Origin of the sequence: Paludisphaera soli (assembly GCF_011064595.1) — a bacterium.
Classification (GTDB): Bacteria; Planctomycetota; Planctomycetia; order Isosphaerales; family Isosphaeraceae; genus Paludisphaera; species Paludisphaera soli.
In genome coordinates this window covers 174661-196216 of record NZ_JAALJI010000002.1, presented here as the reverse complement: position 1 = coordinate 196216, position 21556 = coordinate 174661, and the positions used below count along the sequence as shown (strand labels likewise).

Here is a 21556-nt window from a genome sequence, read left to right as displayed (position 1 = left end):
AACCAAACAGGATCTTAGTGTTTCGACGGGCGGTCGGTCAAGGCGACAGCCGCCTGGCGCGCAACTCCCGTCGGCCTCGGCCCGGGCGGCGTCGCGGCGGGGCCGGGCGCGTCGGAGGTCGGGGGAAATCGGGGATTTATTGTGTTCGAATCCCCTAGGATGTCGCCTATGATTGGGGGGCCCCGGACCTTGCGGCGCCGTCCGCGCCTCATCTCGCAACAGAGAGGACGATCTTCAATGGTCACCACGATCCTCCTGGCCGCGGCGTTGGCGAGCCAGCCCCGGCCTTCGGCCGACGACCTCCAGGCGTACCGCGAAGCGGCCGCCGCCCTGGGACGCGACGCCGGCGCCCACGTGGCGATGGCGCTCTGGTGCGAGGGCCGGGGGATGGCGCCCGAACGGCTCAAGCACCTGACGCGCGCCGTGATGATCGACCCCGAGAACGCGGCCGCCCGGGGGCTGCTGGGGATGGTCGCCCACGAGGGCGGGTGGGCCCGGCCCGAGGACGTCCGCGCCGCCCTGGAGGACGACCCGCGCGCCAGGGCTGTGATGCAGGACTATCTGGCCCGACGCGCGGCCGCCGCCGACACGGCCGACGCGCAGCACAAGCTGGCCCGTTGGTGCGACGAGAACGGGCTCGACGCCCAGTCCTCGGCGCACTATCGGGCGGTCGTGCGGCTGGACCCGGGCCGCGACGCCGCCTGGAGGAAGCTCGGCTACAAGAAAGTCGACGGCCGCTGGTCCCTCCCCGAGGACCTGGCCGCCGAGAAGGCCCGGGCCGAGGCCCGCCGCCTGGCCGCGCGGCGGTGGAAGCCCGTCCTGGAGAAGCTCCGCGACCGGTATCTCGACAAGGACCCCGAGCGTCGTGCGAAGTCGGCCGAGGCTCTCGACGCGATCGCCGACGCCGGCGCCGTGCCGACGATCTGGGACGTGTTCGTCCGCAACGACGCCCGGCTCCAGCGTCGCGCCGCGGAGACCTTCGCGCGGATCGACGGCCGCGCGGCGTCGCTCGCCCTGGCCGAGCTGGCGGTCATGAGCCCGATCGCCGACGTCCGCGGCCTGGCCATCGACCTGCTCGCCCGCCGCGACACGCGCGACTACCTGGACCCGCTGCTCGACCTGATCCACAAGCCCTTCCGCTACCAGGTGAGGCCCATCGTCCGCGGGAGCACCGAGGGGGGCGTCTTCGCCGAGGGGGAGCGGTTCAACCTCGAGCGGCTCTATCAGCTGCCGCCGATGGACGACCCGATACCGGTCCGACTCTTCACCGCCGACGTGCCCCTCCAGGTCGGCCTCGGCCCCATGCTCCTCGCCCAGGCGCCGATCAACCTTCCGCCGGATCCGCGCGCCGGGGCGAATGGGGCCGCGGCCCCGGCTCCGCGCCTCTCCGGACCCGACCGCTTCCTGGCCGAAGGGATCCGGCGGGATCGGGTGATCGCCTCGATGATCGAGGCGGAGGACGTTCGCCTGCGGCGGGCCCAGGAGAGCCTGAAGGCCGACGTCACGATGATCGAGCGGACCAACGCCGGCATTCGCGACGTGAACGATCGCGTCCTGCCGGTGGTGAAGTCCGCGACCGGTCGCGACTTCGGCGACGATCAGGACGCCTGGAAGGGGTGGTGGAAGGACCAGCTCGGCTACGCCTATCAGTCGTCGACGCCCGCGGAGAAGCCGACCTACACGGACGTCGTCCGGATCCCTTCGGACTTCTCGGCCGAGAGCCACGGGGCCTGCTTCACGGCCGGGACGCCCGTCCACACGCTCTCCGGCCCGGCGGCGATCGAGACCCTGAAGGTCGGCGACCTCGTGCTCTCGCAGGACGTGGAGACGGGCGCGGCGTCGTACAAGCCCGTGCTGGCGACCCATCGCAATCCGCCGGTGAAGACCCTGAGGCTGACCCTGGGGTCCGAGACGGTCACCGCGACCGGGATCCACCGTTTCTGGTCGCCGGGGAAGGGCTGGACGATGGCTCGCGACCTGAAGCCCGGCGACGCGGTGCGGGCCCTGGGCGGGACGCGCGTCGTCGCGGCGGTCGAGCCCGGCCCGACGGAGCCGGTCTACAACCTGGACGTCGCCGAGAATCTGGACTTCTTCGTGGGCGGCGCGGGGTTCCTCGTGCATGATTTCAGCATCGTGCTGGAGCCCGCTCGGCCCTTCGACGCCGCCCCCGGGGCGACGCTGCGGGTCGCCGACGGGCGTTGAGGTCCGTCGGGGCCGGGTCGGGGGCGTGTCGGGATGAATGCCGAGGGTTCGATGCAGGGTCCCGAGCCGACAGATCCCGAGGCCGCGTCGTCCGGCGGCGACGCGGCCCGTTTTCGAGCGCTGTTCGACAACGGCCTGGTGGCGATGGACCTCGTCGACGGCGAGGGCCGCTGGGTGGACCTGAACGGCCGCCTCTGCGCGATGCTCGGCGGGACTCGCGCGGAGCTGGCGGGGCGTCGCGTCGAGGAGTTCACGCATCCCGAGGACGTGGAGCGGGAGCGATCGCTGTCCCGCAGGCTGTTCGCGGGCGAAGGCCGGTCGTACCGGATGGAGAAGCGGCTCCGCCGGGTCGACGGCGGCTGGGCCCGCGTGGAGCTGGAGGCGACCCTCGTGGTCGACGCGGGCGCGGCGCTGCGGGCCTCGATCTTCCGCGAGGCGGGCGGCCCGTCGCGGGCCGACGAGGACGAGTCCCGCGCCCGGGCGTTGATGGACCAGTCGCCGCTGGCGGTGGTGGTGATCGACCCGGAGACGGGCCGGTTCCTGGAGTTCAACGAGCCCGCCCATGAAGAGCTGGGCTACACCCGACGGGAGTTCGCCGAATTGACCGCGTACGACGTGTATGCGGACGCCGTGCGCGAGGCGCTGGCCGACCGGATCGCGGTGGTGCTGGAGACGGGCGGGGGCCGGTTCGAGTCGAGCCATCGGACCCGGGGGGGCGGGCTTCGGCGGGTGAGCGTCACGTCGCGTCGGATCACGATCGACGGCCGCCCCTGCGTGCAGTCGGTCTGGCGGGAGGTCGCCCGGCTCCGGGAGGCCTCGCCGGAGGTGGCGAGGCACGACGCCCTGGCCCGCCGCGTGATCGACACCGCCCCGCTGCCGATGGGGATCGCCGAGCTTCGCGAGGACGACGGCGACGTGCTCCACCTCTTCGACAATCCGGCCTCGTGCCGGTCGTTCGGGTTCGAGGAGGGGTCCACGACCGGCCGCTGGGCCCGGGCCGAGCTGGGGGTGGACCCGAGGGTCCTGGCGAGCTGGATCGCGGCATATCGGGGCTGCCAGAGGCTCGGCCGCGCGGTCCGCTTCGAGGACGGCCGCGACCGCGAGGGAGATCGGCGTTGGCTGCGGGTGGTCGTCTCCCACGTCGGCACGGGGGCGAGCGGGCGCGACCGATTCTGCTACATCGCCGAGGACGTGACCGATCGGAAGCGGGCGGAGGAGGAGATCCTCCGGCTGAACCGCTCGCTGGAACGCCGGGCCGTCGAGCTGCAGACGATCTTCGAGGTGCTGCCGATCGGCGTGGGGATCGCCGACGATCCGGGCTGCCTCTCGATCCGGGCGAATCCCGCGCTCGCGCGGATCCTGAGGAGCCCGGCCGACGCGAACGTCTCGCTGACGGCCCCGGAGCCGGAGCGTCCGAAGTCGTTCCGGCCGTTCCGGGACGGTCGGGAGCTGACGACCGACGAGCTGCCGATGCAGGTCTCGGCGAAGGGAGGGGTCTCGCTGCGGGACGTGGAAGTGGACGTCGTCTTTGAGGACGGCCGGGTGACCCACCTGCTGGAGCACGTCGAGCCGCTGTTCGACGAGCAGGGGGCGCCCCGGGGCTGCGTGGCGGCCATGATCGACGTGACCGAGCGGCGGCGCGCCGAGAGCGAGCGCGAACGGCTGCTCCAGGAGCTTCGCGAGGCCGACCGCCGCAAGGACGAGTTCCTGGCGATGCTGGCCCACGAGCTTCGAAATCCGCTCGCGGCGGCCGGCAACGCCGCGCAGATCCTCCAGCTGAAGGAACCGGACGACCCCGACGTGCGGTGGTGCTGCGAGGTGATCGATCGGCAGACCCGCCGGCTGTCCCGGCTCCTGGAGGACCTGCTGGACGTCTCGCGGATCACCCGGGGCAAGATCGTGCTCCGCCGCGAGGTCGCGGACCTGCGCGTGCTGGTGGAGCGGGCCGTGGAGACGATCCGGCCGTTGATCGAGGAGAAGCGGCACGTCCCGGACGTGAGGCTCCCCGCCGCGCCGGTTTGGGTGGAGGTCGATCCCGCCCGGGTCGAGCAGATCGTGGTCAACCTGCTGGCGAACGCGGCCAAGTACAGCGAAGCAGGTCGGACGATCACGATCCGGGTCGCCCGCGAGGGGGCGGACGCCGTCGCCCGGGTCGAGGACCAGGGGGTGGGGATGACGCCCGAAGTCCTGGCCAAGGTCTTCGACCTGTTCTCTCAGGCCGAGACCTCGATCGACCGCTCGCAGGGGGGACTGGGGATCGGCCTCACGATCGCGCGGTCGCTGGCCGAGCTGCTGGGGGGGAGCCTCGCGGCCCGCAGCGACGGCGTCGGGCGCGGCAGCGCGTTCACGCTCCGGCTGCCGGTCGTCGATCGCGCCGGACCCGCCGCGGACCCGCCCCCGCCAGCGGCCGACGCCCGCGCGACGCCCCGCCGGATCGTACTGGTCGACGACAACACCGACGCCGCCGTGGCGTTGGCTCAGCTCCTCATCCGCGCGGGGCATCGGGTCGAGACGTCCTTCGACGGTCCATCCGGCCTCGAGGCCGTCGCCCGCTTCGCCCCCGAGGTCGTCATCCTCGACATCGGCCTGCCCGGCATGGACGGCTACGAGGTCGCCGGACGGCTCCGCGCCCGCCCCGGGGGGCGCGACCTGTTCCTGATCGCGCTGACGGGCTACGGCCAGGAGAGCGACCGCCGCCGCGCGCTCGATGCCGGCTTCGACCGCCACATGGTCAAGCCCGCCGACGTCGACACGATCCTGGAGGTCGTCGCCTCCGCCCCCCGGCCCGGCTGACCGCCGCGGGCGGCAGGGAGGAGGTCAGGGGGCGGCGAAGCCGAGGATGCGGCGGACCTCGTCGATCGTGTCGCGTTGGTAGTAGATGTTCGAGTGGGTCGCCCGGACGTGGTGCTCGGACTCCGCCTCGTCGACGTGGGCGCTCGACAGCGGCACGACCAGGTCGCCCCGGCCGCGATCCGCCGCATGGACGCCGGTCCCGGCGATCGTGTGCAGGCGAACGGCCGGATTGTAGGGAAGCTTGCGGATCGCCGGCAGCAAGGGGCTGTAGGCGGCCAGCGCGTCGACGCTGCTGGGGAGGTTGCGCACCGACGGCCGCAAGACGCCGGGGTTGGCGCGGTCGACCTCTTCGACGAGCTGGCGGGTGTCGGCCGGGCGCTGGACGATCCGCGTGGCGAGCCAGCTCGCCGCGGCGATCGTCGGCGAGGCGCCGTCGTGGGGCGTGGCGATGAAGATCACCCGCCGGATCCGGGGCGACGGCTCGAAGAAGAAGAGGTCGCGGACGGTCCGTCGCGACGCGTCGGACATCTTCAGCTGCTCCAGCGGACGGGTCGCCACCTCGTCCCAGACCGCGTCGCCGCTCCAGGAGACCTGGAGCCGGCAGAGCAGGCCCCCCATGCTGTAGCCGACGAGCGTCCAGCCGGACATCGCCGGGTCGACGGCCGCCGGGTCGAGCGTCGCGGAGATCTTCTCGACCTGCTTGCGGAGGATCGAGGCGCTCCGGATGAAGGTGACGCCGGTCGGGTAGCGGAAGACCCAGAGCTGATGGCGGTCCAGGAAGCCCGGCGTCCGTTGCAGGGCGATCAGCATGTCGTTGAACAGGAACGGGTCGTCCAGCAGTCCGTGGACCAAGAGGATCGGGGCCTTGCCCGGCTGGTAAGGCTCGAGCATCCGGATGTCGGCCTGGGCGAGCATCCGTTCCGGCATCGCGAAGCCCGCCAGCGCGTAAGGCCCGCGCGCCTCCTGGATCTGCCGGGCTCGTGCGATCGCCAGGCCCAGATCCGCGTGCAGGGGGAGGGCGGGCGAAGGGCCGAAGGAGACGGTCGGCGTGCGGAGCGGGTCGTACAACTCCAGGACGTCCGAGGGCGGCCGCGCCGGGCCGTCGCCGAGCCAGGCGTCGAGGTCGGGCCGGAGGACGGCCGTCGCGTTGAAGACCGCCGTCCGCGGCAGGAACTCGTCCTGCCGCTCCATGCGCGGGTTGGGACGCTCCACCGCGACCCCGGCGCCCAGCCCGGGAAAGTCGGTCGGGGCGTGTGCGGAAGGATTGCGCGGGACCTCGCACGGGTGGACCAGGCGGCCGAAATCGTCCGCCTTCCAGATGAAGCCGACGTGGCGGATCGGCACCGTCGCCGAGCCCGCGGGCCCGTTGACCACGAGCGCCGACTTCGCGTCGATCCGGCCGAATCGCTGGGCCGCCCGCAAGCAATCGCCGAGGGATTCGTTGTAAAGCTCGCGGATCGCGTCGAGGTCGCCGCCGTGGGGGTTGGTCGCCGTGGCCGTGTTCAGGGCGGCCGCCGCGCGGACCGTCGCCTCATAGTAGCGGTCGACGCTCGCATCGACGCCTCGCCGCTCCAACCGCGCTCCTTCGCGGCGGGCCTCGCGGGCGCCGGGGATCAGCGAGGCCCGCGCGGGCGCCGAGGAGGACGGGGAGACCGTCGCGATCGCCGCAACCGGGGCGACCGCCCGGCAGCCGCAGGCGAGCAGCGCGGCGGCGGCGGCGGCGAGCAGGAGCCTTCGGCCTGCCGGGGGACCAGGAGTGGACGCGCGGAGTCTTGCGGTCCCGGCCTTGCCGTTCAAGGGCGACCTCGTCGTCGATCTCGGGTGCGATTCCAGTGGGTCGAGGCGGAACCTCACCTCGTTCATCGGCCCGAGCCGTCGCCCGGTTTGAGGCTTTCGGGAGATCGAACGGCGGACGCCCGGCGTGATCGCCCCAGTCCGTCGGCCCGGCCCGATTGCTCCGACTGGTAGAATCGGGACGACGCCCCGTCGAACATCCGATGCTGAGGAGATCCCGCCTTGTCAGACCGCGACACCGAGACCACGGCCGTCCTGTTGATCGCCCACGGCAGCCGCAGGCCGGAGGCGAACGCCGACCTGCACGAGCTGGCCGCGAGGCTCGCGGCCGAGGGTCTGCGGCCAATCGTCGAGGCCTGCTTCCTGGAGCTGGCCGAGCCCGACATCCCGGCCGGCGGGGCGGCCTGCGTGGCGAGGGGGGCGGCGAAGGTCCTCATGATCCCCTACTTCCTCTCGGCGGGCGTCCACCTGCTTCGCGACCTGACCGCGGCTCGCGACGAGCTTTCCGCGACTCACCCGGGCGTGGAGTTCGTCCTGGGCTCGCCGCTGGGTCCGCATCGTCTCCTGGACGAGCTGGTCGCGGCCCGCGTGGAGGAGCTGGGCCGCGGCGTCGGCGCGGTCCGCGATTCGCCCGAGGACGCCGCGACCCTTTTCCGGCCGATGGGGGGCTGAACGAATCGGGCGGGGGCGGCCGATCCTGGCGGTCCGCGCGGCGTCGCGGGTCGTCTTGACGGAAATTCACGGAAGGACTAGAAGACTCGGGCCGATCTACTCCAAGGAGGGAGACGCCACCTCGAGTGCATTTCGCACGCGCGTGCCCCAGGGGCGCGATCGCTCAAGGCGTCGAAGGAGTGACTGCCGATGTCCGTAGCCTACGAACCGACCGGGGTTCCCGCGCTGAACTTGCGCGCCCAGTACGACACGATCCGCGACGAGATCGAGCCGGTCGTCCGGCAGGTCCTGGAGAGCCAGGGCTTCGTCATGGGCCCCGAGGTGAGCAACCTCGAATCCGAGATCGCCGAATACTGCGGGGCCGCCCACGCCGTCGGCTGCGCCTCCGGGACCGACGCCTTGCTGCTGCCGCTGATGGCGATCGACCTCGGCCCCGGCGACGAGGTGATCACCAGCCCCTACACGTTCTTCGCCACCGGCGGCTCCATCTGGCGGACGGGCGCCCGACCGGTGTTCGTCGACGTCGAGCCCGACACCTACAACATCGACCCGGCCGCGATCGAGGCCGCCATCACGCCCCGCACCCGGGCGATCATCCCGGTCCATCTGTACGGGCAGGTGGCCGACATGGGACCGATCCGCGAGATCGGCGAACGCCACGACCTGATGGTCCTGGAAGACGCCGCGCAGGCCATCGGCGCGGCCTACCACGGCCGACGCGCCGGGACGCTGGGGACCGTCGCCGCATTCAGCTTCTATCCCTCCAAGAACCTCGGCGGGTTCGGCGACGGCGGCATGATCGCCACCGACGACCCGATGCTGGCCCGTCGCATGGCGCGGCTGCGGGTCCACGGCATGGAGCCGAAGTACCACCACCACGAGGTCGGGCTCAACTCCCGGCTCGACGCCCTCCAGGCGGCCGTGCTCCGGGTCAAGCTCCGCCACCTCGACGCCTGGACGGCCGGCCGCCGCGAGGTCGCCGACCGCTATCGCAGCCTCTTCGCCTCGCACGGGCTCGAGGACATGGTCGGCCTGCCGGTCGAGCGGCCGGGGAACTTCCACGTCTACAACCAGTTCGTGGTCCGCGTCCCCCAGACTCTCCGCGACGACATGCGGCAGCACCTGGCGGACCGCAAGATCGGCACCGAGGTCTACTACCCGATCCCGCTCCACCTGCAGACCTGCTTCGCCTCGCTGGGCTACAAGCACGGCGACTTCCCGCGTGCCGAGGCCGCCGCGCGGGAGACCCTCGCCCTGCCGATCTACCCCGAGCTGACCGAGGCCGAACAGCGGCTGGTCGTCGGCGCCATGCACCAGTTCCTCCAGGAACGGTCCCACCCCTCGCTCTTCTCGGATCGCGCGGCCTGAGCCGACGGGCGAGTCAAGCTTTGCTCACGGGACGGACCCGGGGGGCGGCGATCCGCGTCGCGCCCGCCGGGTTCGTCCCCGCGCATCGAACGAAAGGCGTTCACCCCGCCACCGAGAGCCGGTCGCGGCCGCGGGCGTCCTGGGCGAGCCGGGCCTGGTCGATCCAGATCAGGGTCTCGCGGTGCATGCGGCACATGGACGCCTTGGAGACGCCCAGGATCTCGGCCGCCTGCTCCTGGGTCTTGCCCTCCAGATAGATCAGGCGGAACGCGGAGGAATGCCGGGAAGGCAGCCGGCGGAGCCAGTACTCCACGTCGTCCTGGCGCTCCAGGCTCGTCCCCACCGGCTCCTCGCCGGAGGCGCCGATCAACGTCCCCCGGCCTTCCGCGTCGGGGCCCAGCGGCTGGAACTTGGGCTTGAACTCGACCGCCCCGCGCCAGCCGTCCGAGAAGAAGCCGCGCTGGGCGTCGATCAAGGCGCCGCGGATCCGCAGCCGGGCGAACGTGGCGAAGTCCACCCCCTTGGATTCGTCGAACCCCTGGGCCGCCTCCACCAGGGCGAGGCAGGCCGAAGCCTGGAAGTCGTCGCGCCCCGCCGGCCAGGACTTCGCGAATCCCTGGGCCAGCGCGCGGGCCAGGGGGAGGTAACGCATCGCCAGCTCGCGCTGGACGTCGTTGAGCGGGGGACGGGGGTTGGGGTTGCAGCGGGCGGGGTAGGAGGCGTCCGCCCGAGGCTTGTCGGGACGCCGCGCCGGCTCCGACGGGGTCGTGGGGGGGCGGGCCGGATTGGTCCGGCTCGGGAAATCGGTGCGGGGCACGCGTCGATCACAATGCAGGCGTCGCATCTCGATCGGATTCATATCATCCACCTCGCTCTATCCGGTTGCCGGCTCTAGCTGGGCGTGGGGGGGCCGATCCACCTTGCCTGGTGGGCAGGATCGAGCAGTCCGAGGGCTGGAAGGCTTGATTCGAGACGTGAGGGGAGGTAGGGCCGTCAAGACGACGACGGCGCGGCGGAGCAGGGAGGGGGACTCGGCGTTGCGACTGCGGGCTTCGCATTCGCGGACCAGGGCCAACGCAGCCCGACGGTCGGCCCGCAAGGCGGCCCGGCACGCGTCCTGCTTCTCCAGGAGGCGCCTCAGGTAGACCTCGCCGAGCTTCCGACCCGCGGTCGACGTCGCGAGGTGCCGACGCGCCGCGTCGATCCGATCGCGAAGGTCGTCCAGGCCTTCAAGCCGACGGGCGTTCCGGGTCCAGACCTGGGCGAGACGATCCGCTAGATGGAAGGAACTCAGCCCCGAGAGATCCTCGGTCGGGCCGAAAGGCCTCGCCGCCGTCGCGGCGTCGAGGCGGGTCGCGCGGGTGGAGAAGTTGGAGATCCGAGCACTCACCGGCATCGTCGTCGACATCATGGTGACCGTCCTGATTGGGAGGCTGAGATTTGGCTGCATCGCCGAGGGCCTCGCCTCCGAACATGGAGGCGGTCCCGTTTTCGGGGGGCCAGGTCTTCGGATCGAAGACCTGATCCCTGCGGCGACGGGAGATTCTTGCGATTTCAGGCTTGCGTTGCCTAATTATTCCCGTCTTCGCAAGTGTGATGCATGGGTTAAGCGAGTCAAGCAGCCTGCCAAAAAAAACATGAAATTGAGATGCTTTCTCAGGCGGGACGTTCTATGGTTCTTCCCCGCCTCGCTAAGCCCACAATGGTCCGAGTCGCGGGATTGGGGAGGGCAAGGGAGCGGAAATCGATTCGAAGCCCATCGCGAGTTATGTTGCGTGCTGGCTTGGTTGGGTGATTGTAAGCATTTACTATAATGCTGCTCGCTTCGGGAGGCGTATCCGGATGGGCGACGATCGGGACGCGGAATGGGTCGCGACGATCCGCCGGGGCTTGCTCGGTTGGTTTGCGACGGAGCAACGGGACCTGCCCTGGCGGGCGGACCGGGATCCGTATCGGATCCTGGTCTCTGAGATGATGCTGGTCCAGACGACGGTCGCCGCCGTGGTGCCGTTCTTCGTGCGGTTCCTCGGCCGGTTCCCGGATTTCCAGGCGTTGGCGGCGGCCGACGAGGAGCACGTCCTCAAGGCGTGGGAAGGGCTCGGCTATTACCGGAGGGCCCGGCAGCTGCACGCGGCGGCGAAGGCGGTGGTGGCCGAGCACGGCGGCCGGATGCGCGACGACCCGATCGCCGTCCGGGCGCTCCCCGGCGTCGGCCCCTACCTGGCCGGGGCGATCCTCTCGCAGGCCTTCGGCCGGCCCGAGCCGATCCTCGAAGCGAACTCCCAGCGCGTTTTGGCGAGGCTCCTGGGATGGGACGTGGATCTGGCGGCGTCGGCGTCGAAGAAGCGTCTCTGGGAGGCCGCGGCGCGACTCGTCCCGCCCGAGGAGCCGGGGGACTTCAATCAGGCCCTCATGGAACTGGGGGCGCTGATCTGCTCGCCGCGGTCGCCACGCTGCCTTTTCTGTCCGGTCGCGTCGGCCTGCAAGGCGTTCAAGACGGGCGTCCAGGATCGGATCCCCCGGATTACGCCCAGGCCCGCGCCGACCGCCGTATCCGAGGCGTGCGCCGTCGTGGCGAGGGAAGGCCGGGTCCTCGTCGTGAGGCGCTCGGGGCCAGGACTGTGGGCCGACTTCTGGGAATTTCCGACGATCCACCGGGAGGGGGCCGACCCGGCGGGACGATCTTTCGATCCGCCCGTGGGGCTGGCCGAAGGGGTGGAGCGGCTGACCGGGCTCCCCGTCGCCGTCGTCGGCATGCTCAAGACGCTGACGTTCGGGGTCACCCGATATCGGGTGCGACTGGAAGCGTACGCCGCGACGCCGCTCGGCGGCGAAGCCGACGCGAAGCCGCAACCCGGCCCGGGACTGTCGGATGCGGCGTGGGTCGGGCTGGAGGAGCTTGCCGGGCTGACGATGTCCTCGGCCGGACGTCGGCTCGTCGCCGCGATCCAGGCCGAGCCCGAGGCCTGGGGCCTCGCCGACTCCGGATCGTCGCACGTCGCGGAGGAATCCTCCAATCGCTAGGATCTGCATGCGTGGAGCGGCGAGGCGGCGGAGTTGGCGAGCGGACTTGCTTGGGGGATAAGGGTGCTCTAGAATGAGGATGACCGGGGGTGGTCCGCCGTAGGGATGGGCGGACAGCGAGGTTCTTGGCGCCCGCGACGATCGGATCCCCCGAACGCCCGACATCGACCGAGGGGCCTCGGGTCGTTTCGTCGACCTCTCGGCCCACGCGACCGGCCTCGAAAGAAACGGTCGCGGCCGTCATCACGACCTCTCGCTGTCCTTTACTCGAAACCTTCGGACGACGTCGACGGCGATCGCGGCCGCCGGTGAGCGGGTGAGACCCAGGCTCGCGGCGCCGCGTCGGAGTCGGTCGCGACGTGGACGCGGCTTGATCCCTTGAATAGGGATGAAAGGGCTTGGTATGCCGTCAGGTAAGGACGTCACCGGTGGGGGCTCGGGAGGCGGTGGCAAGCGGGGCGGCGGCGGGGGGCTGACCTCGGGCACCGCCGGCAGCACCAAGAAGAACGCTTACTGCTCCTTCTGCCGCAAGAACTATCGCGACGTCGGCCCGCTCGTCGAAGGGCCCGGCGACGTCTACATCTGCGGCGAGTGCATCGAGCTCTGCCAGTCGATCCTCGACCAGGAGCGCCGGCGTCGCGGGGTCCCCAAGACCCTGTTCACCGACATCCCCACTCCTCGCGAGATCAAGGTCCAGCTCGACGACTACGTCATCGGCCAGGAGCGGGCCAAGAAGGTCCTCTCGGTCGCCTTGCACAACCATTACAAGCGGCTGGTGCACGGCGAGGATCCCGACCAGGAAGTCGAACTCGACAAGTCCAACATCCTGCTCGTCGGCCCGACCGGATGCGGCAAGACCCTGCTGGCCCGGACGCTCGCCCGGATCCTCAACGTGCCGTTCGCGATCGGCGACGCCACCACGCTGACCGAGGCCGGCTACGTCGGCGAGGACGTCGAGAACATCCTCCTGAAGCTCCTGCACGCCGCCGACTTCGACCTCGAGGCCGCCCAGCGCGGCATCATCTACATCGACGAGATCGACAAGATCGGCAAGACGACGCACAACGTCTCGATCACCCGCGACGTCTCGGGCGAGGGGGTCCAGCAGGCCCTCTTGAAGATGCTCGAAGGGACGGTCGCCAACGTGCCGCCGCAGGGGGGCCGCAAGCACCCCGAGCAGCAGTACATCCAGATGGACACCAGCAACATCCTGTTCATCTGCGGCGGGACCTTCGTCGGCCTGGAGAACATCATCGCCCGCCGGGTCGGCCGCAAGACCATCGGCTTCGGCAGCCAGTCGCAGGCCGAGCAGCACACCGACATGGGCGACCTGCTCTCGAAGGCGACCTCGGACGACCTGCTCGAATTCGGGATGATCCCCGAATTCATCGGCCGGCTCCCCGTCCTCTGCCCGCTCATGCCGCTGGACGAGGGCACCCTGGTCAAGATCATGACCGAGCCCCGCAACGCCCTGGTCAAGCAGTACAAGCGGTTCTTCGAGATGGAAGGCGCCGACGTCGAGTTCACGCACGAGGCCCTGACCGAGGTGGCCAAGATGGCCAAGGCCAAGGACACCGGCGCCCGCGGCCTCCGCTCGATCGTCGAGGAGATCATGCTCGACGTGATGTACGAGCTGCCCGACCGCGCCGCCAAGGACAAGGCGAAGTACGTCGTCACCCCGGAGGTCGTCCGCAAGGAGAAGAACCTCTTCGAGGCTCCCCCGGCCCCCATGACCAAGGCCGAGCGGAAGAAGGAGAGCGCCTGAGCGCGCCCTCCCCCTGGGTCCGACGTCTCAGGCCCGGCGCTCCGCCAGGTCGCGGAGGACGTCGAGGCCCCGCTTCAGCACGTCGTCGGCCACCGCGTAGGACACCCGGAAGTGGGTGTCGCGGCGGCTGAAGACGTTGCCGGGGATGATGAGCAGCTCGCGCCTCACGGCCTCGGCGGCGAACTCCGAGGCCGTGCCCCACGGGGCCGCGGGGAACGCGTAGAAGGCGCCCTCGGGGCGGGGCAGCTCGTACAGGCCGCCGAGCGCGGCGACGACGAGGTCGCGCTTGCGACGATAGGCCTCGACCTGGTCGCCCAGGTCGACGGTCCCATCGGCCATGGCGCGGGCGACCGCGTGTTGCAGCGGGGTCGGGGCGCAGACGAAGGTGAACTGCTGGATCTTGATCATCTCCTGGATCAGCCGGCTCGGACCGTGCGCGAAGCCCAGCCGCCAGCCGGTCATCCCGTACGACTTGCTGAAGCCGTCGACCACCAGCACGTCCTCGTTCCACTCGGCGGGGGAGTGGAACGCCGCATCGAAGCAGAAGGCCCGGTAGACCTCGTCGCTGATCAACAGGACCCCACGCTCGCGGCAGAGCAGGGCGAGGGCCTTCAGCTCCTCGGCCGAGGCGACGACGCCCGACGGGTTGTTGGGGCTGTTGACGATGACCGCCTTGGTCCGCGGCGTCATCGCGGCGGCGACCCTGGCGACGTCGATCCGGAAGTCGGGGTAGGTGTCGATCAGCACCGTCTCGCCGCCGGCCATGGCGATCTGGTTGCCGTACATGACGAAGTACGGGTCGAAGACGATCACCTCGTCGCCCGGATTCACGACGGCGATCATCGCCAGCAGCAGGGCCCCGGCCGTCCCCGAGGTCACCATCACGTCGCGGTCGGCGTGGCCGTACGGCTCCACCCAGGACCGGCGGATCGCCTCGCGCAGCTCGGGGACTCCCTGGGAGAGGGAGTACTGGTTGCGGCCCGAGGCGATCGCCTCGTAGGCGGCCTCCTTGACCGAGTCGTCGGCGTCGAAGTTGGGCATCCCGATCGAGAGGTTGATCGGGTCCTTCATGGCCCTGGCCATCTCGAAGGCCTTGCGGATGCCCGACGCCTCGATGCGCCCCATCCGACCGGCGATCCAGCGCTCGTTCACGATCGTGTCCCGAGGGAGAGGTTTCAGGTTCAGGGCTTCGCCCGGCCGGTCAGTAGATGGCGAGGCTGAAGACCTCGCAGGGCTCCAGCTTGGCGCGGCCGCCGAGGAACGACAGCTCGATCACGAAGGCGCAGGCGACGAGTTCCGCGCCGGTGGACTTCACCAGGTCGCGGCAGGCGCCCATCGTGCCGCCGGTCGCGAGCACGTCGTCGATCAAGAGGACGCGACGGCCGGGCCCGAGGGCGTCGGAGTGGACCTCGAGCCGATCGTGGCCGTATTCGAGGGCGTACTCCTGGGCGATCGTGGCGTAAGGGAGTTTCCCGGGCTTGCGGATGGGGACGAACCCGGCGTTCATCTTGATCGCCAACGGCGCGCCGAAGATGAACCCGCGGGCCTCGGCGGCGGCGATCACGTCGATCCCCCTGTCGCGGAACTCGGCCTCGAGCAGGTCGACCGAGGCGCGGAAGGCTTCCGGCGATCCGAGCAGCGGGGTGATGTCCTTGAAGAGGACGCCCGGCTTGGGGAAGTCGGGGATGTCTCGGATCCAGTTCCGGATGTCCACGTCGGCGGACGCTGCCATGATTCGCGTGCTCCAGGATCGACGGACGGCGGGGCGGGGGCGAGGCCCCGACCACTATGCGGCATGAGGCCTGGCATTGTCCAGACGCGCGTCCGGCCGCGAAGGCTCGCGCGACGCCGGCGTTCCGATATGATGGAGGAGACGCGACGCCGCCGAGGCCGCAACCCCGAGGACCCCATGCCCCGCATCCTGATCGTGGAGGACGAGGACAAGCTCCGGCGCGCCCTGCAGCGCGGCCTGACCGACGAGGGCTACGACGTCACGGCGGTCGAGGACGGGGAACTCGGCCTGGCCTTCGCGGTCGAGGAGCCGTTCGACTGCCTGATCCTGGACCTGATGCTCCCGGGCCGCGACGGCGCGGAGATCCTGGCCACCTTGCGGGCCGGGGGCTTCCCCGGCCCTATCCTCATCCTCTCGGCGCGCGGCGGGGTCGAAGATCGGGTGCGCGGGCTCGACTTGGGCGCCGACGACTACCTGGCCAAGCCGTTCGCGTGGTCCGAGCTGCTGGCGAGGCTCCGCTCGTGCCTCCGCCGGCGGACGGCCGGCGAGGCGTCGCTCTTGCGAGCCGGCCGGATCGACCTGGACCGCGTCCGCCGCCGCCTGATCTGCGACCCACGCGAGGTCGAGTTGACGATCCGCGAGTGCGAGCTGCTGGAGTACCTGATCCGCCGCGTCGACCAGGTCGTCGGCCGCGAAGAACTCGCGCGCGAGGTCTGGGGCGACCCGATCGTAGTCCGGACCAAGGTGATCGACGTGTTCGTCAACTATCTCCGCAAGAAGCTGGACAAGGTCGGCGCGCCGGGCGTGATCCACACGGTCCGAGGCGTCGGCTACCTGCTGAAAGGCTGAATTATGCCCCGGGCGAGCCTGCGCGTCCGCCTCACCGCCTGGCACGCGGTGCTGCTCATGGCCACGATCTCCGCCCTGGGGGCGGCCGTCTTCATGCTCACGTCGCGGTCGCTCCTGCGGCGCGTCGACGCGATGCTGGACTTCGAGTTCGAGGAGGCCGCCGAGCGGCTGGCGGCGGGCCTGCCGGTCGACGCCCTGGTCGATTCGCCCGCCTTCCACCAGGCGTACTTCCTGCGGATCCTGGACGCCGGGGGCCGGATCGAGGCCGAGAGCCCCGGACTCGCCGGCGTTAGGCTCCCGGCACCCCGCGTCGGCGTCGAGGAGGCCCCCGAAGGCCACGCCGACGCAGAACTCGGGGCGATCGGCCGCTACCGCGTGGTGACGGGTGCCGTGGGCCGGGGCGAGGGGCGTCGGATCGTCCAGATCGCGACGCCGCTTCGGGCCTATGAGGCCGACCTCGCCGCCTTGCGAGGCGTCCTGTGGGCGATCCTGCCTGCCGGCCTGGCGGCGTCGACGCTCGGCGGCTACTGGCTGGCCGGCCGCGCCCTCGCGCCGGTCGGCCGGATGACCGAGGCGGCGCGGCGGATCTCGGCCGCGAACCTCGGCGAGCGCCTGGAAGTCGCCGTCGAGGGAGACGAGTTGGGCCGGCTGGCGACGACCCTCAACGCGATGCTCGACCGGATCGACCGGGCGTTCGTCGCCGCCCGCCGCTTCACGGCCGACGCTGCCCATGAGCTGAGGACGCCGCTGGCCTCGCTCCGCGCCGAGGCCGAGGTGGCCCTGATCGTCCCGCGATCCCCGGACGATTACCGCGAGGCGCTCCGGAGCGTCGTGGAGGAGGCAGACCGCCTCGGGAGGCTGGCCGACCGGTTGCTGCTCCTCGCGTCCGAGGACTCGGGTGCGAGCCTCCCCCGCCGCGCGTTCCGGATCGACGAGGCGGCGCGCGAGGCTGCAGGCCGGGCGGCCGATTCGGCGGCCCGCGCCGGGCTCGCGCTGCGCGTCGAGGACCTCCCCGTCGCGGCGGTCGACGGGGTCCGCGATCTGTTCGGCCAGGCGTTCGACAACCTCATCGAAAACGCGGTCAAGTACACGCCGGCCGGCGGCGTCGTGACCCTACGGGGCCGCCGCGAAGCCGGCCTCGCGGTCGTCGAGGTGATCGACACGGGCGTCGGCATCCCCGCCGACGCGCTCGGTCGGGTCTTCGACCGATTCTATAGGGTCGACGCCTCCCGCAGCCGACGCACCGGGGGGACGGGGCTGGGGCTGAGCATCGCGAGGGCCGTGATCGAGCGCCACGGCGGGACTATCGAGGCCGCCAGCGAGCCGGGGCGCGGCAGCACCTTCCGCGTCTCGATGCCGATCGCCGCCGGCGTCGCGCCCGCCTGATCGCCCCGCCGCGCCCGTTAGAAAGTTCTTACCGAACCGGCCCCCCGCGTCGGCCCGGCGGAGGGTAGCCTCGACGGTCGACGTCCCGCTCGCGGAGGCTCGGCCCCCGTCGAGGCGACCGGACCAGGCGCGATCTCGGAGGATCGAACGATGAATCGGATTCCCGGACTTTCCGGCCCCGTCCGCCGGGGCTTCACGCTGATCGAGCTGCTGGTCGTGATCGCGATCATCGCCGTGCTGATCGCGCTTTTGCTTCCGGCCGTGCAGTCGGCCCGCGAGGCGGCCCGGCGGTCGCAGTGCACCAACAACCTGAAGCAGATCGGCCTGGCCCTGCACAACTACCTCTCGTCGCACGACGCCTTCCCGCCGGTCGTGGTCCTGCCGCGCGACCGGACGACGCAGCCATGGTCGGGGCTGACGCGGCTGCTCCCGCACATGGAGCAGGGGAACCTGTACAACGCGATCAACTGGAGCCGGGATTTCGAGTTCACCTCCAACGTCACGCTCACCGCGACGCGCGTCGCCGGGTTCATCTGCCCGAGCGAGGCGAACGACCGCTCCCGGGTCACCCCGACCATGACCTACTACCCGAACAACTACTGCTTCAACCAGGGGACGTGGTTCATCTACGATCCCCCCTCCGACGCGGCCGGCGACGGCGCCTTCGAGCCCAACCGGGCCTACAAGGCCGCCGCCTTCACCGACGGCCTCAGCAACACGCTGGGGATGTCCGAGGCCAAGGCGTTCCAGCCGAACTACTGGGACGGCGGCAACCCGTCGACCCTGGGCGTCGCCGCGCCCGTCGCCCCGTCGGGGCTCGCGTCGTTCCTCGGCGGCACGTTCGATTCCAACGGCCACACCGAATGGGTCGAGGGGGACGTCCACGAGGTCGGCTTCACGACGACGTTCACCCCCAACGCGCGGGTCGAGGCGCTGGTCGGCGGCGTGCCGTTCGACGTCGACTACACCTCGATGCGCGACGGCGAGTCGACGACGCTCCCCACCTACGCCGCCGTCACGGCGCGGAGCTTCCACCCCGGCGGCGTCTCCACGCTGATGATGGACGGCTCCGTCCGGGCCGTGAAGAGCACGATCAACCCGCAGGTCTGGCGCGGACTCGGGACGCGGGCCGGCGGCGAGACCCTGAGCTCGGATACCTACTGACTCGGAGGGACCATGAGCAGCCACGACAGGCCGCGCGCCGGTCGCTTCCTGGCCTCGTTCGCGCTCGTCGCCCTGATGGGCGCCGGGTGCGGCCGGTCCGGGACCCAGGCCGTCGACGAATCCCGGGCCGCCGCCGAGCGGTTCCTGGGCGAGGTCCGGGAGGGGCGGTTTCAGCCCGCCTGGGACGGGGGCTCGACGGAATTCAAGTCGCTGATGGGTGTGGAGACCCTCCGCGACCTCGTGAAGGCCCATCCCGCCCTGAAGTCCCCCGCCGAGTTCGCCGAGTCCCGGGCGATCGAGCGGGACGGCCTCGCGCAGTCGGAATGCGTCTTCCGCGCGACCGCGAAGGTCCGGGGCAAGCCGGTCACGGCGACGATCAAGGTGCTCGTCGCGCCCGACGCCGACGGCTGGAAGGTCGAGCGCCTGAGCGTCGAATGACGTGGGCCGGCACGCTCACGGGGCGAACGAGTCGATGTCGCTGGCCGCGGCGGAGGGGGGGAGGGGGAGCGGGGCGGCTTCTCCCCCCTGGGAGCCGTCGAAGTCGGGGGCCGGCTGGCCGACGAGGCCGCCGGTCAGGTCGTGTGCGACGGGGATCTTCATGCCGCTGAACTCGGTGCTCTTGCGGATCGTGCCGCTCTGGACCGGGCCGACGCCGCCGACGTAGACGTCCTTGGCGTTCGATTTCGACTGCGAGGTCCCCGAGGTCCAGACGAGCTGGCCGGAGGCGCGGTCGTAGGCGAAGAGGGCCATCTTGACGACGCCGTGCTGGTCGGTCCGCTTGGCCAGCGACATCTCGGGGATGGTGCCGGCGGGGAGCCCGGTGATGGTCATCGGGATCGTCGTCTGGGGGATGCCCACGAGGAGATCGTACTGGTCGGTGCCGTACGCGCCGACGCGGGCCTCGACGATCCACTGCGCCTGATCGGCCTTGGTGCGGAGGAGGACCCCCTGCTGGAGCATGGCCTGCTTCAGGCTGGAGACGACCCAGCCCTGGTCCACGGACGTGATGTGCTGGGTCTCGAGGAAGACCGGCACGCCGGTCAGGGGCCTGAAGTCGATCCGCGAGAGCGCCGCGTCCCAGGCGTCGGTCAGCAGCAGCTGCTCGGTGCCGGTGCGGGCCGTGTTCGTGGTCTTGACCGTGCCGCAGCCGGCGAGGGCGGCCGACAAGGCGAGGCCCAGGGCCACGAGGCCGGACGCGGGGAGCGACGGACGATGGGGCTGCGGGGCGGACTTCATCATTCGCTTCGATCACCGCCTGGAAAGCGATTGGTAAGGTCCGAAGACGACGCGCCGCCGCCCCCGGCGATCGGCGGCCGGGGGCGGCGGCGATGCGATCGGCCGGCGTCAGTTGGGCGCGCCGGGGGTCGGCGTGACGGCCGAGGGGGCGGAGGGCTGCGGCTTCTTGGTCCCCTTCAGCTTCTCGAACTCGGCGGCGGCCTCGGCGGGCACGGCGGCCGGGGTCGCGAGCTTGCGGGGCGCGGCGGCGGGGGCGCCGTCGGGCCCGGCGGCGGGCGCGGGCGTGGTGGACTCGGGGTTGCTCATCAGCTTCACCTTGTCGTCGACGCGCGACTCGGGGAGCTGGTCTTCGTTGGCCATCTTGAGGGTGCCGACGAGCTTGTTCTCGATGGCGGCCTCCTCCATCATCTTCTCGAAGACCACGCCCATCGTCTCCTTGAGCTTGACCTCGTAGACGATCTCGTAGGTCTTCTTGCGGACGTTCTCGTCCTTGAGGGTGACGTTGGGCGTGGCCTCGATGACCCCCTCGCGGCGGAGGATGATCCAGGCGCCCTCGCTGGCCTGGATGGGGCCGGTGAAGTCGCCGTTCTTGGGCTTGTGGCTGGGGTCCTTGTCGGCCGGGTCGCCGTCGAGGAGCTGGGCGAAGGCGGCGTCGGAGACGTTCTTGGGGTGGGCGTGGCGGGTGATCGGCTCGCCGAGCAGGCCGCCGAGCGAGCGGGTGGCCAGGTCCATCGACTGCTGTTCGGCCATCTTCTCGAAGCCGGCGGGGTTCTTCCGCAGCTCCTCCCAGATGTCCTGCGCCTTGGAGAGCTTGTCGACCATGATCAGGCGGCAGCGGAGCTTGTCGCCGTACTGGGCCTCGAAGGCCTGCTGGATGTCGGCGTCGGTCACCTGGACCTGGCCCTCGCAGAGCTTGCGCATGGCCAGGGCGGGGAAGATCACGTCGCGGGCGTACTGGAAGGGGCTGATCCCGCGCTCCTTGTCGAGCGTGCGGAGCCAGGCCTCGCGGCCGATGCCGAAGCGGGCGGCGACGTTGTCGATCTCCTGGTCGATCTCGGCGGCGGTGACCTCGGCCTTCTTGGCCTTGAGGGCCTGCTCGATGAGCGAGCGGTTGATGAGGGTCTCCAGGATCTCCTTGCCCTTCCGCGCGACGCACTCGTCGGCGAGCTGGGCCCGGGTGATGACCTGGTCGTTGACGATGGCGATGGCGTCGGTCGGGTTGACGGGGACCCGCGTCTCTTTCAGGGGCGGGACGTTGATCTGCTCGCGCTTCACCTTCGCGGCCGCATCGCCCACCGTCGCCTTGGCGGCCGGGGCCGCGGCGCCGACGCGCGGGGCCTGCTGGGCCAGGGCCGGCGTCGCCGAGGCGCCGCCCAGAATCGTCAATCCCACCACCCAGCCGCGGGCGGTCCGACCGCCATCCTTTGCGATCATCGTGATGCTTCTCCCCATTCCGTAGGTCGTGTTCGAGATCGTCTCAAGTCCGCGGACGAAACGGCCGAGAATCTAGGCCTTCGGGGCCCATCGGTCAACCTCAAGATCCGTCGCCTGAATTACTTCTCACTCCGGCC

Annotated in this window: 17 protein-coding genes; 10 read left to right on the top strand and 7 right to left on the bottom strand. The window is 70.9% G+C overall.

Going from position 1 to position 21556, the window contains the following annotated elements; translation table 11 throughout:
- Positions 1-237: 237 nt before the first annotated feature.
- Both G6O68_RS03700 and G6O68_RS03695 read left to right on the top strand, forming a co-directional pair.
- Positions 238-2202, top strand: coding sequence for a polymorphic toxin-type HINT domain-containing protein (locus tag G6O68_RS03700; RefSeq protein WP_165244945.1), 1965 nt, complete (start codon positions 238-240; stop codon positions 2200-2202).
- A gap of 51 nt (positions 2203-2253) precedes the next feature.
- Positions 2254-4995 (top strand): hybrid sensor histidine kinase/response regulator, encoded by a 2742-nt coding sequence (locus tag G6O68_RS03695; RefSeq protein ID WP_165244943.1) that lies wholly within the window; start codon positions 2254-2256, stop codon positions 4993-4995.
- Positions 4996-5019: 24 nt separating this feature from the next.
- Here the strand turns inward: G6O68_RS03695 and G6O68_RS03690 are convergent, their stop codons facing one another.
- Positions 5020-6792, bottom strand: a complete 1773-nt coding sequence (locus G6O68_RS03690; protein ID WP_165244941.1) for an esterase/lipase family protein — start codon at positions 6790-6792, stop codon at positions 5020-5022.
- Between the two features lie 219 nt (positions 6793-7011).
- Here G6O68_RS03690 and G6O68_RS03685 point away from each other — a divergent pair, with 219 nt between their 5' ends.
- Together G6O68_RS03685 and G6O68_RS03680 are read left to right on the top strand one after the other, a co-directional pair.
- Complete coding sequence (locus G6O68_RS03685; protein ID WP_165244939.1) at positions 7012-7461, top strand: sirohydrochlorin chelatase; 450 nt, start codon at positions 7012-7014, stop codon at positions 7459-7461.
- 189 nt (positions 7462-7650) lie between these two features.
- Complete coding sequence (locus tag G6O68_RS03680; protein ID WP_165244937.1) at positions 7651-8829, top strand: DegT/DnrJ/EryC1/StrS family aminotransferase; 1179 nt, start codon at positions 7651-7653, stop codon at positions 8827-8829.
- Positions 8830-8929: 100 nt separating this feature from the next.
- On the opposite strand, the gene G6O68_RS03675 is transcribed toward G6O68_RS03680, so the two are convergent.
- Both G6O68_RS03675 and G6O68_RS03670 read right to left on the bottom strand, forming a co-directional pair.
- Positions 8930-9688: a sigma-70 family RNA polymerase sigma factor gene (locus tag G6O68_RS03675; protein ID WP_165244935.1), complete on the bottom strand. Its 759-nt coding sequence runs from the start codon at positions 9686-9688 to the stop codon at positions 8930-8932.
- A 15-nt stretch (positions 9689-9703) separates the two neighbouring features.
- Positions 9704-10240, bottom strand: coding sequence for a hypothetical protein (locus G6O68_RS03670; RefSeq protein ID WP_165244933.1), 537 nt, complete (start codon positions 10238-10240; stop codon positions 9704-9706).
- 431 nt (positions 10241-10671) lie between these two features.
- Here G6O68_RS03670 and G6O68_RS03665 point away from each other — a divergent pair, with 431 nt between their 5' ends.
- Positions 10672-11853 (top strand): A/G-specific adenine glycosylase, encoded by a 1182-nt coding sequence (locus G6O68_RS03665; RefSeq protein ID WP_165244931.1) that lies wholly within the window; start codon positions 10672-10674, stop codon positions 11851-11853.
- 403 nt (positions 11854-12256) lie between these two features.
- A complete protein-coding gene (gene clpX / locus G6O68_RS03660) occupies positions 12257-13618 on the top strand; it encodes an ATP-dependent Clp protease ATP-binding subunit ClpX (RefSeq protein ID WP_165244929.1) in 1362 nt (453 codons plus the stop codon).
- Between the two features lie 27 nt (positions 13619-13645).
- Here the strand turns inward: clpX and G6O68_RS03655 are convergent, their stop codons facing one another.
- Positions 13646-14770, bottom strand: a complete 1125-nt coding sequence (locus G6O68_RS03655) for a pyridoxal phosphate-dependent aminotransferase (protein WP_165244927.1) — start codon at positions 14768-14770, stop codon at positions 13646-13648.
- A gap of 49 nt (positions 14771-14819) precedes the next feature.
- Complete coding sequence (locus tag G6O68_RS03650) at positions 14820-15350, bottom strand: adenine phosphoribosyltransferase (RefSeq protein WP_165244925.1); 531 nt, start codon at positions 15348-15350, stop codon at positions 14820-14822.
- Between the two features lie 177 nt (positions 15351-15527).
- Here G6O68_RS03650 and G6O68_RS03645 point away from each other — a divergent pair, with 177 nt between their 5' ends.
- The 4 genes from G6O68_RS03645 (at position 15528) to G6O68_RS03630 (ending at position 19187) form a co-directional block, all read left to right on the top strand.
- Positions 15528-16199 (top strand): response regulator transcription factor, encoded by a 672-nt coding sequence (locus tag G6O68_RS03645; protein WP_165244923.1) that lies wholly within the window; start codon positions 15528-15530, stop codon positions 16197-16199.
- 3 nt (positions 16200-16202) lie between these two features.
- Entirely contained in the window at positions 16203-17585 is a 1383-nt protein-coding gene (locus G6O68_RS03640) for an ATP-binding protein (RefSeq protein ID WP_165244921.1), read from the top strand.
- Between the two features lie 150 nt (positions 17586-17735).
- Entirely contained in the window at positions 17736-18749 is a 1014-nt protein-coding gene (locus tag G6O68_RS03635; protein WP_165244919.1) for a DUF1559 domain-containing protein, read from the top strand.
- Between the two features lie 12 nt (positions 18750-18761).
- Entirely contained in the window at positions 18762-19187 is a 426-nt protein-coding gene (locus G6O68_RS03630) for a hypothetical protein (protein WP_165244917.1), read from the top strand.
- A 15-nt stretch (positions 19188-19202) separates the two neighbouring features.
- Here G6O68_RS03630 and G6O68_RS03625 read toward each other — a convergent pair whose 3' ends face one another.
- Both G6O68_RS03625 and G6O68_RS03620 read right to left on the bottom strand, forming a co-directional pair.
- A complete protein-coding gene (locus tag G6O68_RS03625; RefSeq protein ID WP_240911028.1) occupies positions 19203-19988 on the bottom strand; it encodes a DUF6655 family protein in 786 nt (261 codons plus the stop codon).
- Positions 19989-20093: 105 nt separating this feature from the next.
- On the bottom strand, positions 20094-21419 hold the full coding sequence (locus G6O68_RS03620) for a peptidylprolyl isomerase (RefSeq protein ID WP_165244915.1): 1326 nt from the start codon (positions 21417-21419) through the stop codon (positions 20094-20096).
- Positions 21420-21556: the final 137 nt, after the last annotated feature.

Bases quoted from the DNA above. Each gene is read 5' to 3' on its own strand.
- G6O68_RS03675 (WP_165244935.1), bottom strand. From the start codon at position 9,688: ATGAATCCGATCGAGATGCGACGCCTGCATTGTGATCGACGCGTGCCC.
- G6O68_RS03640 (WP_165244921.1), top strand. From the start codon at position 16,203: ATGCCCCGGGCGAGCCTGCGCGTCCGCCTCACCGCCTGGCACGCGGTG.
- G6O68_RS03625 (WP_240911028.1), bottom strand. From the start codon at position 19,988: ATGATGAAGTCCGCCCCGCAGCCCCATCGTCCGTCGCTCCCCGCGTCC.
- G6O68_RS03630 (WP_165244917.1), top strand. From the start codon at position 18,762: ATGAGCAGCCACGACAGGCCGCGCGCCGGTCGCTTCCTGGCCTCGTTC.
- G6O68_RS03635 (WP_165244919.1), top strand. From the start codon at position 17,736: ATGAATCGGATTCCCGGACTTTCCGGCCCCGTCCGCCGGGGCTTCACG.
- G6O68_RS03650 (WP_165244925.1), bottom strand. From the start codon at position 15,350: ATGGCAGCGTCCGCCGACGTGGACATCCGGAACTGGATCCGAGACATC.
- G6O68_RS03695 (WP_165244943.1), top strand. From the start codon at position 2,254: ATGCAGGGTCCCGAGCCGACAGATCCCGAGGCCGCGTCGTCCGGCGGC.
- G6O68_RS03620 (WP_165244915.1), bottom strand. From the start codon at position 21,419: ATGATCGCAAAGGATGGCGGTCGGACCGCCCGCGGCTGGGTGGTGGGA.
- G6O68_RS03645 (WP_165244923.1), top strand. From the start codon at position 15,528: ATGCCCCGCATCCTGATCGTGGAGGACGAGGACAAGCTCCGGCGCGCC.
- clpX (WP_165244929.1), top strand. From the start codon at position 12,257: ATGCCGTCAGGTAAGGACGTCACCGGTGGGGGCTCGGGAGGCGGTGGC.
- G6O68_RS03665 (WP_165244931.1), top strand. From the start codon at position 10,672: ATGGGCGACGATCGGGACGCGGAATGGGTCGCGACGATCCGCCGGGGC.
- G6O68_RS03700 (WP_165244945.1), top strand. From the start codon at position 238: ATGGTCACCACGATCCTCCTGGCCGCGGCGTTGGCGAGCCAGCCCCGG.
- G6O68_RS03670 (WP_165244933.1), bottom strand. From the start codon at position 10,240: ATGATGTCGACGACGATGCCGGTGAGTGCTCGGATCTCCAACTTCTCC.
- G6O68_RS03680 (WP_165244937.1), top strand. From the start codon at position 7,651: ATGTCCGTAGCCTACGAACCGACCGGGGTTCCCGCGCTGAACTTGCGC.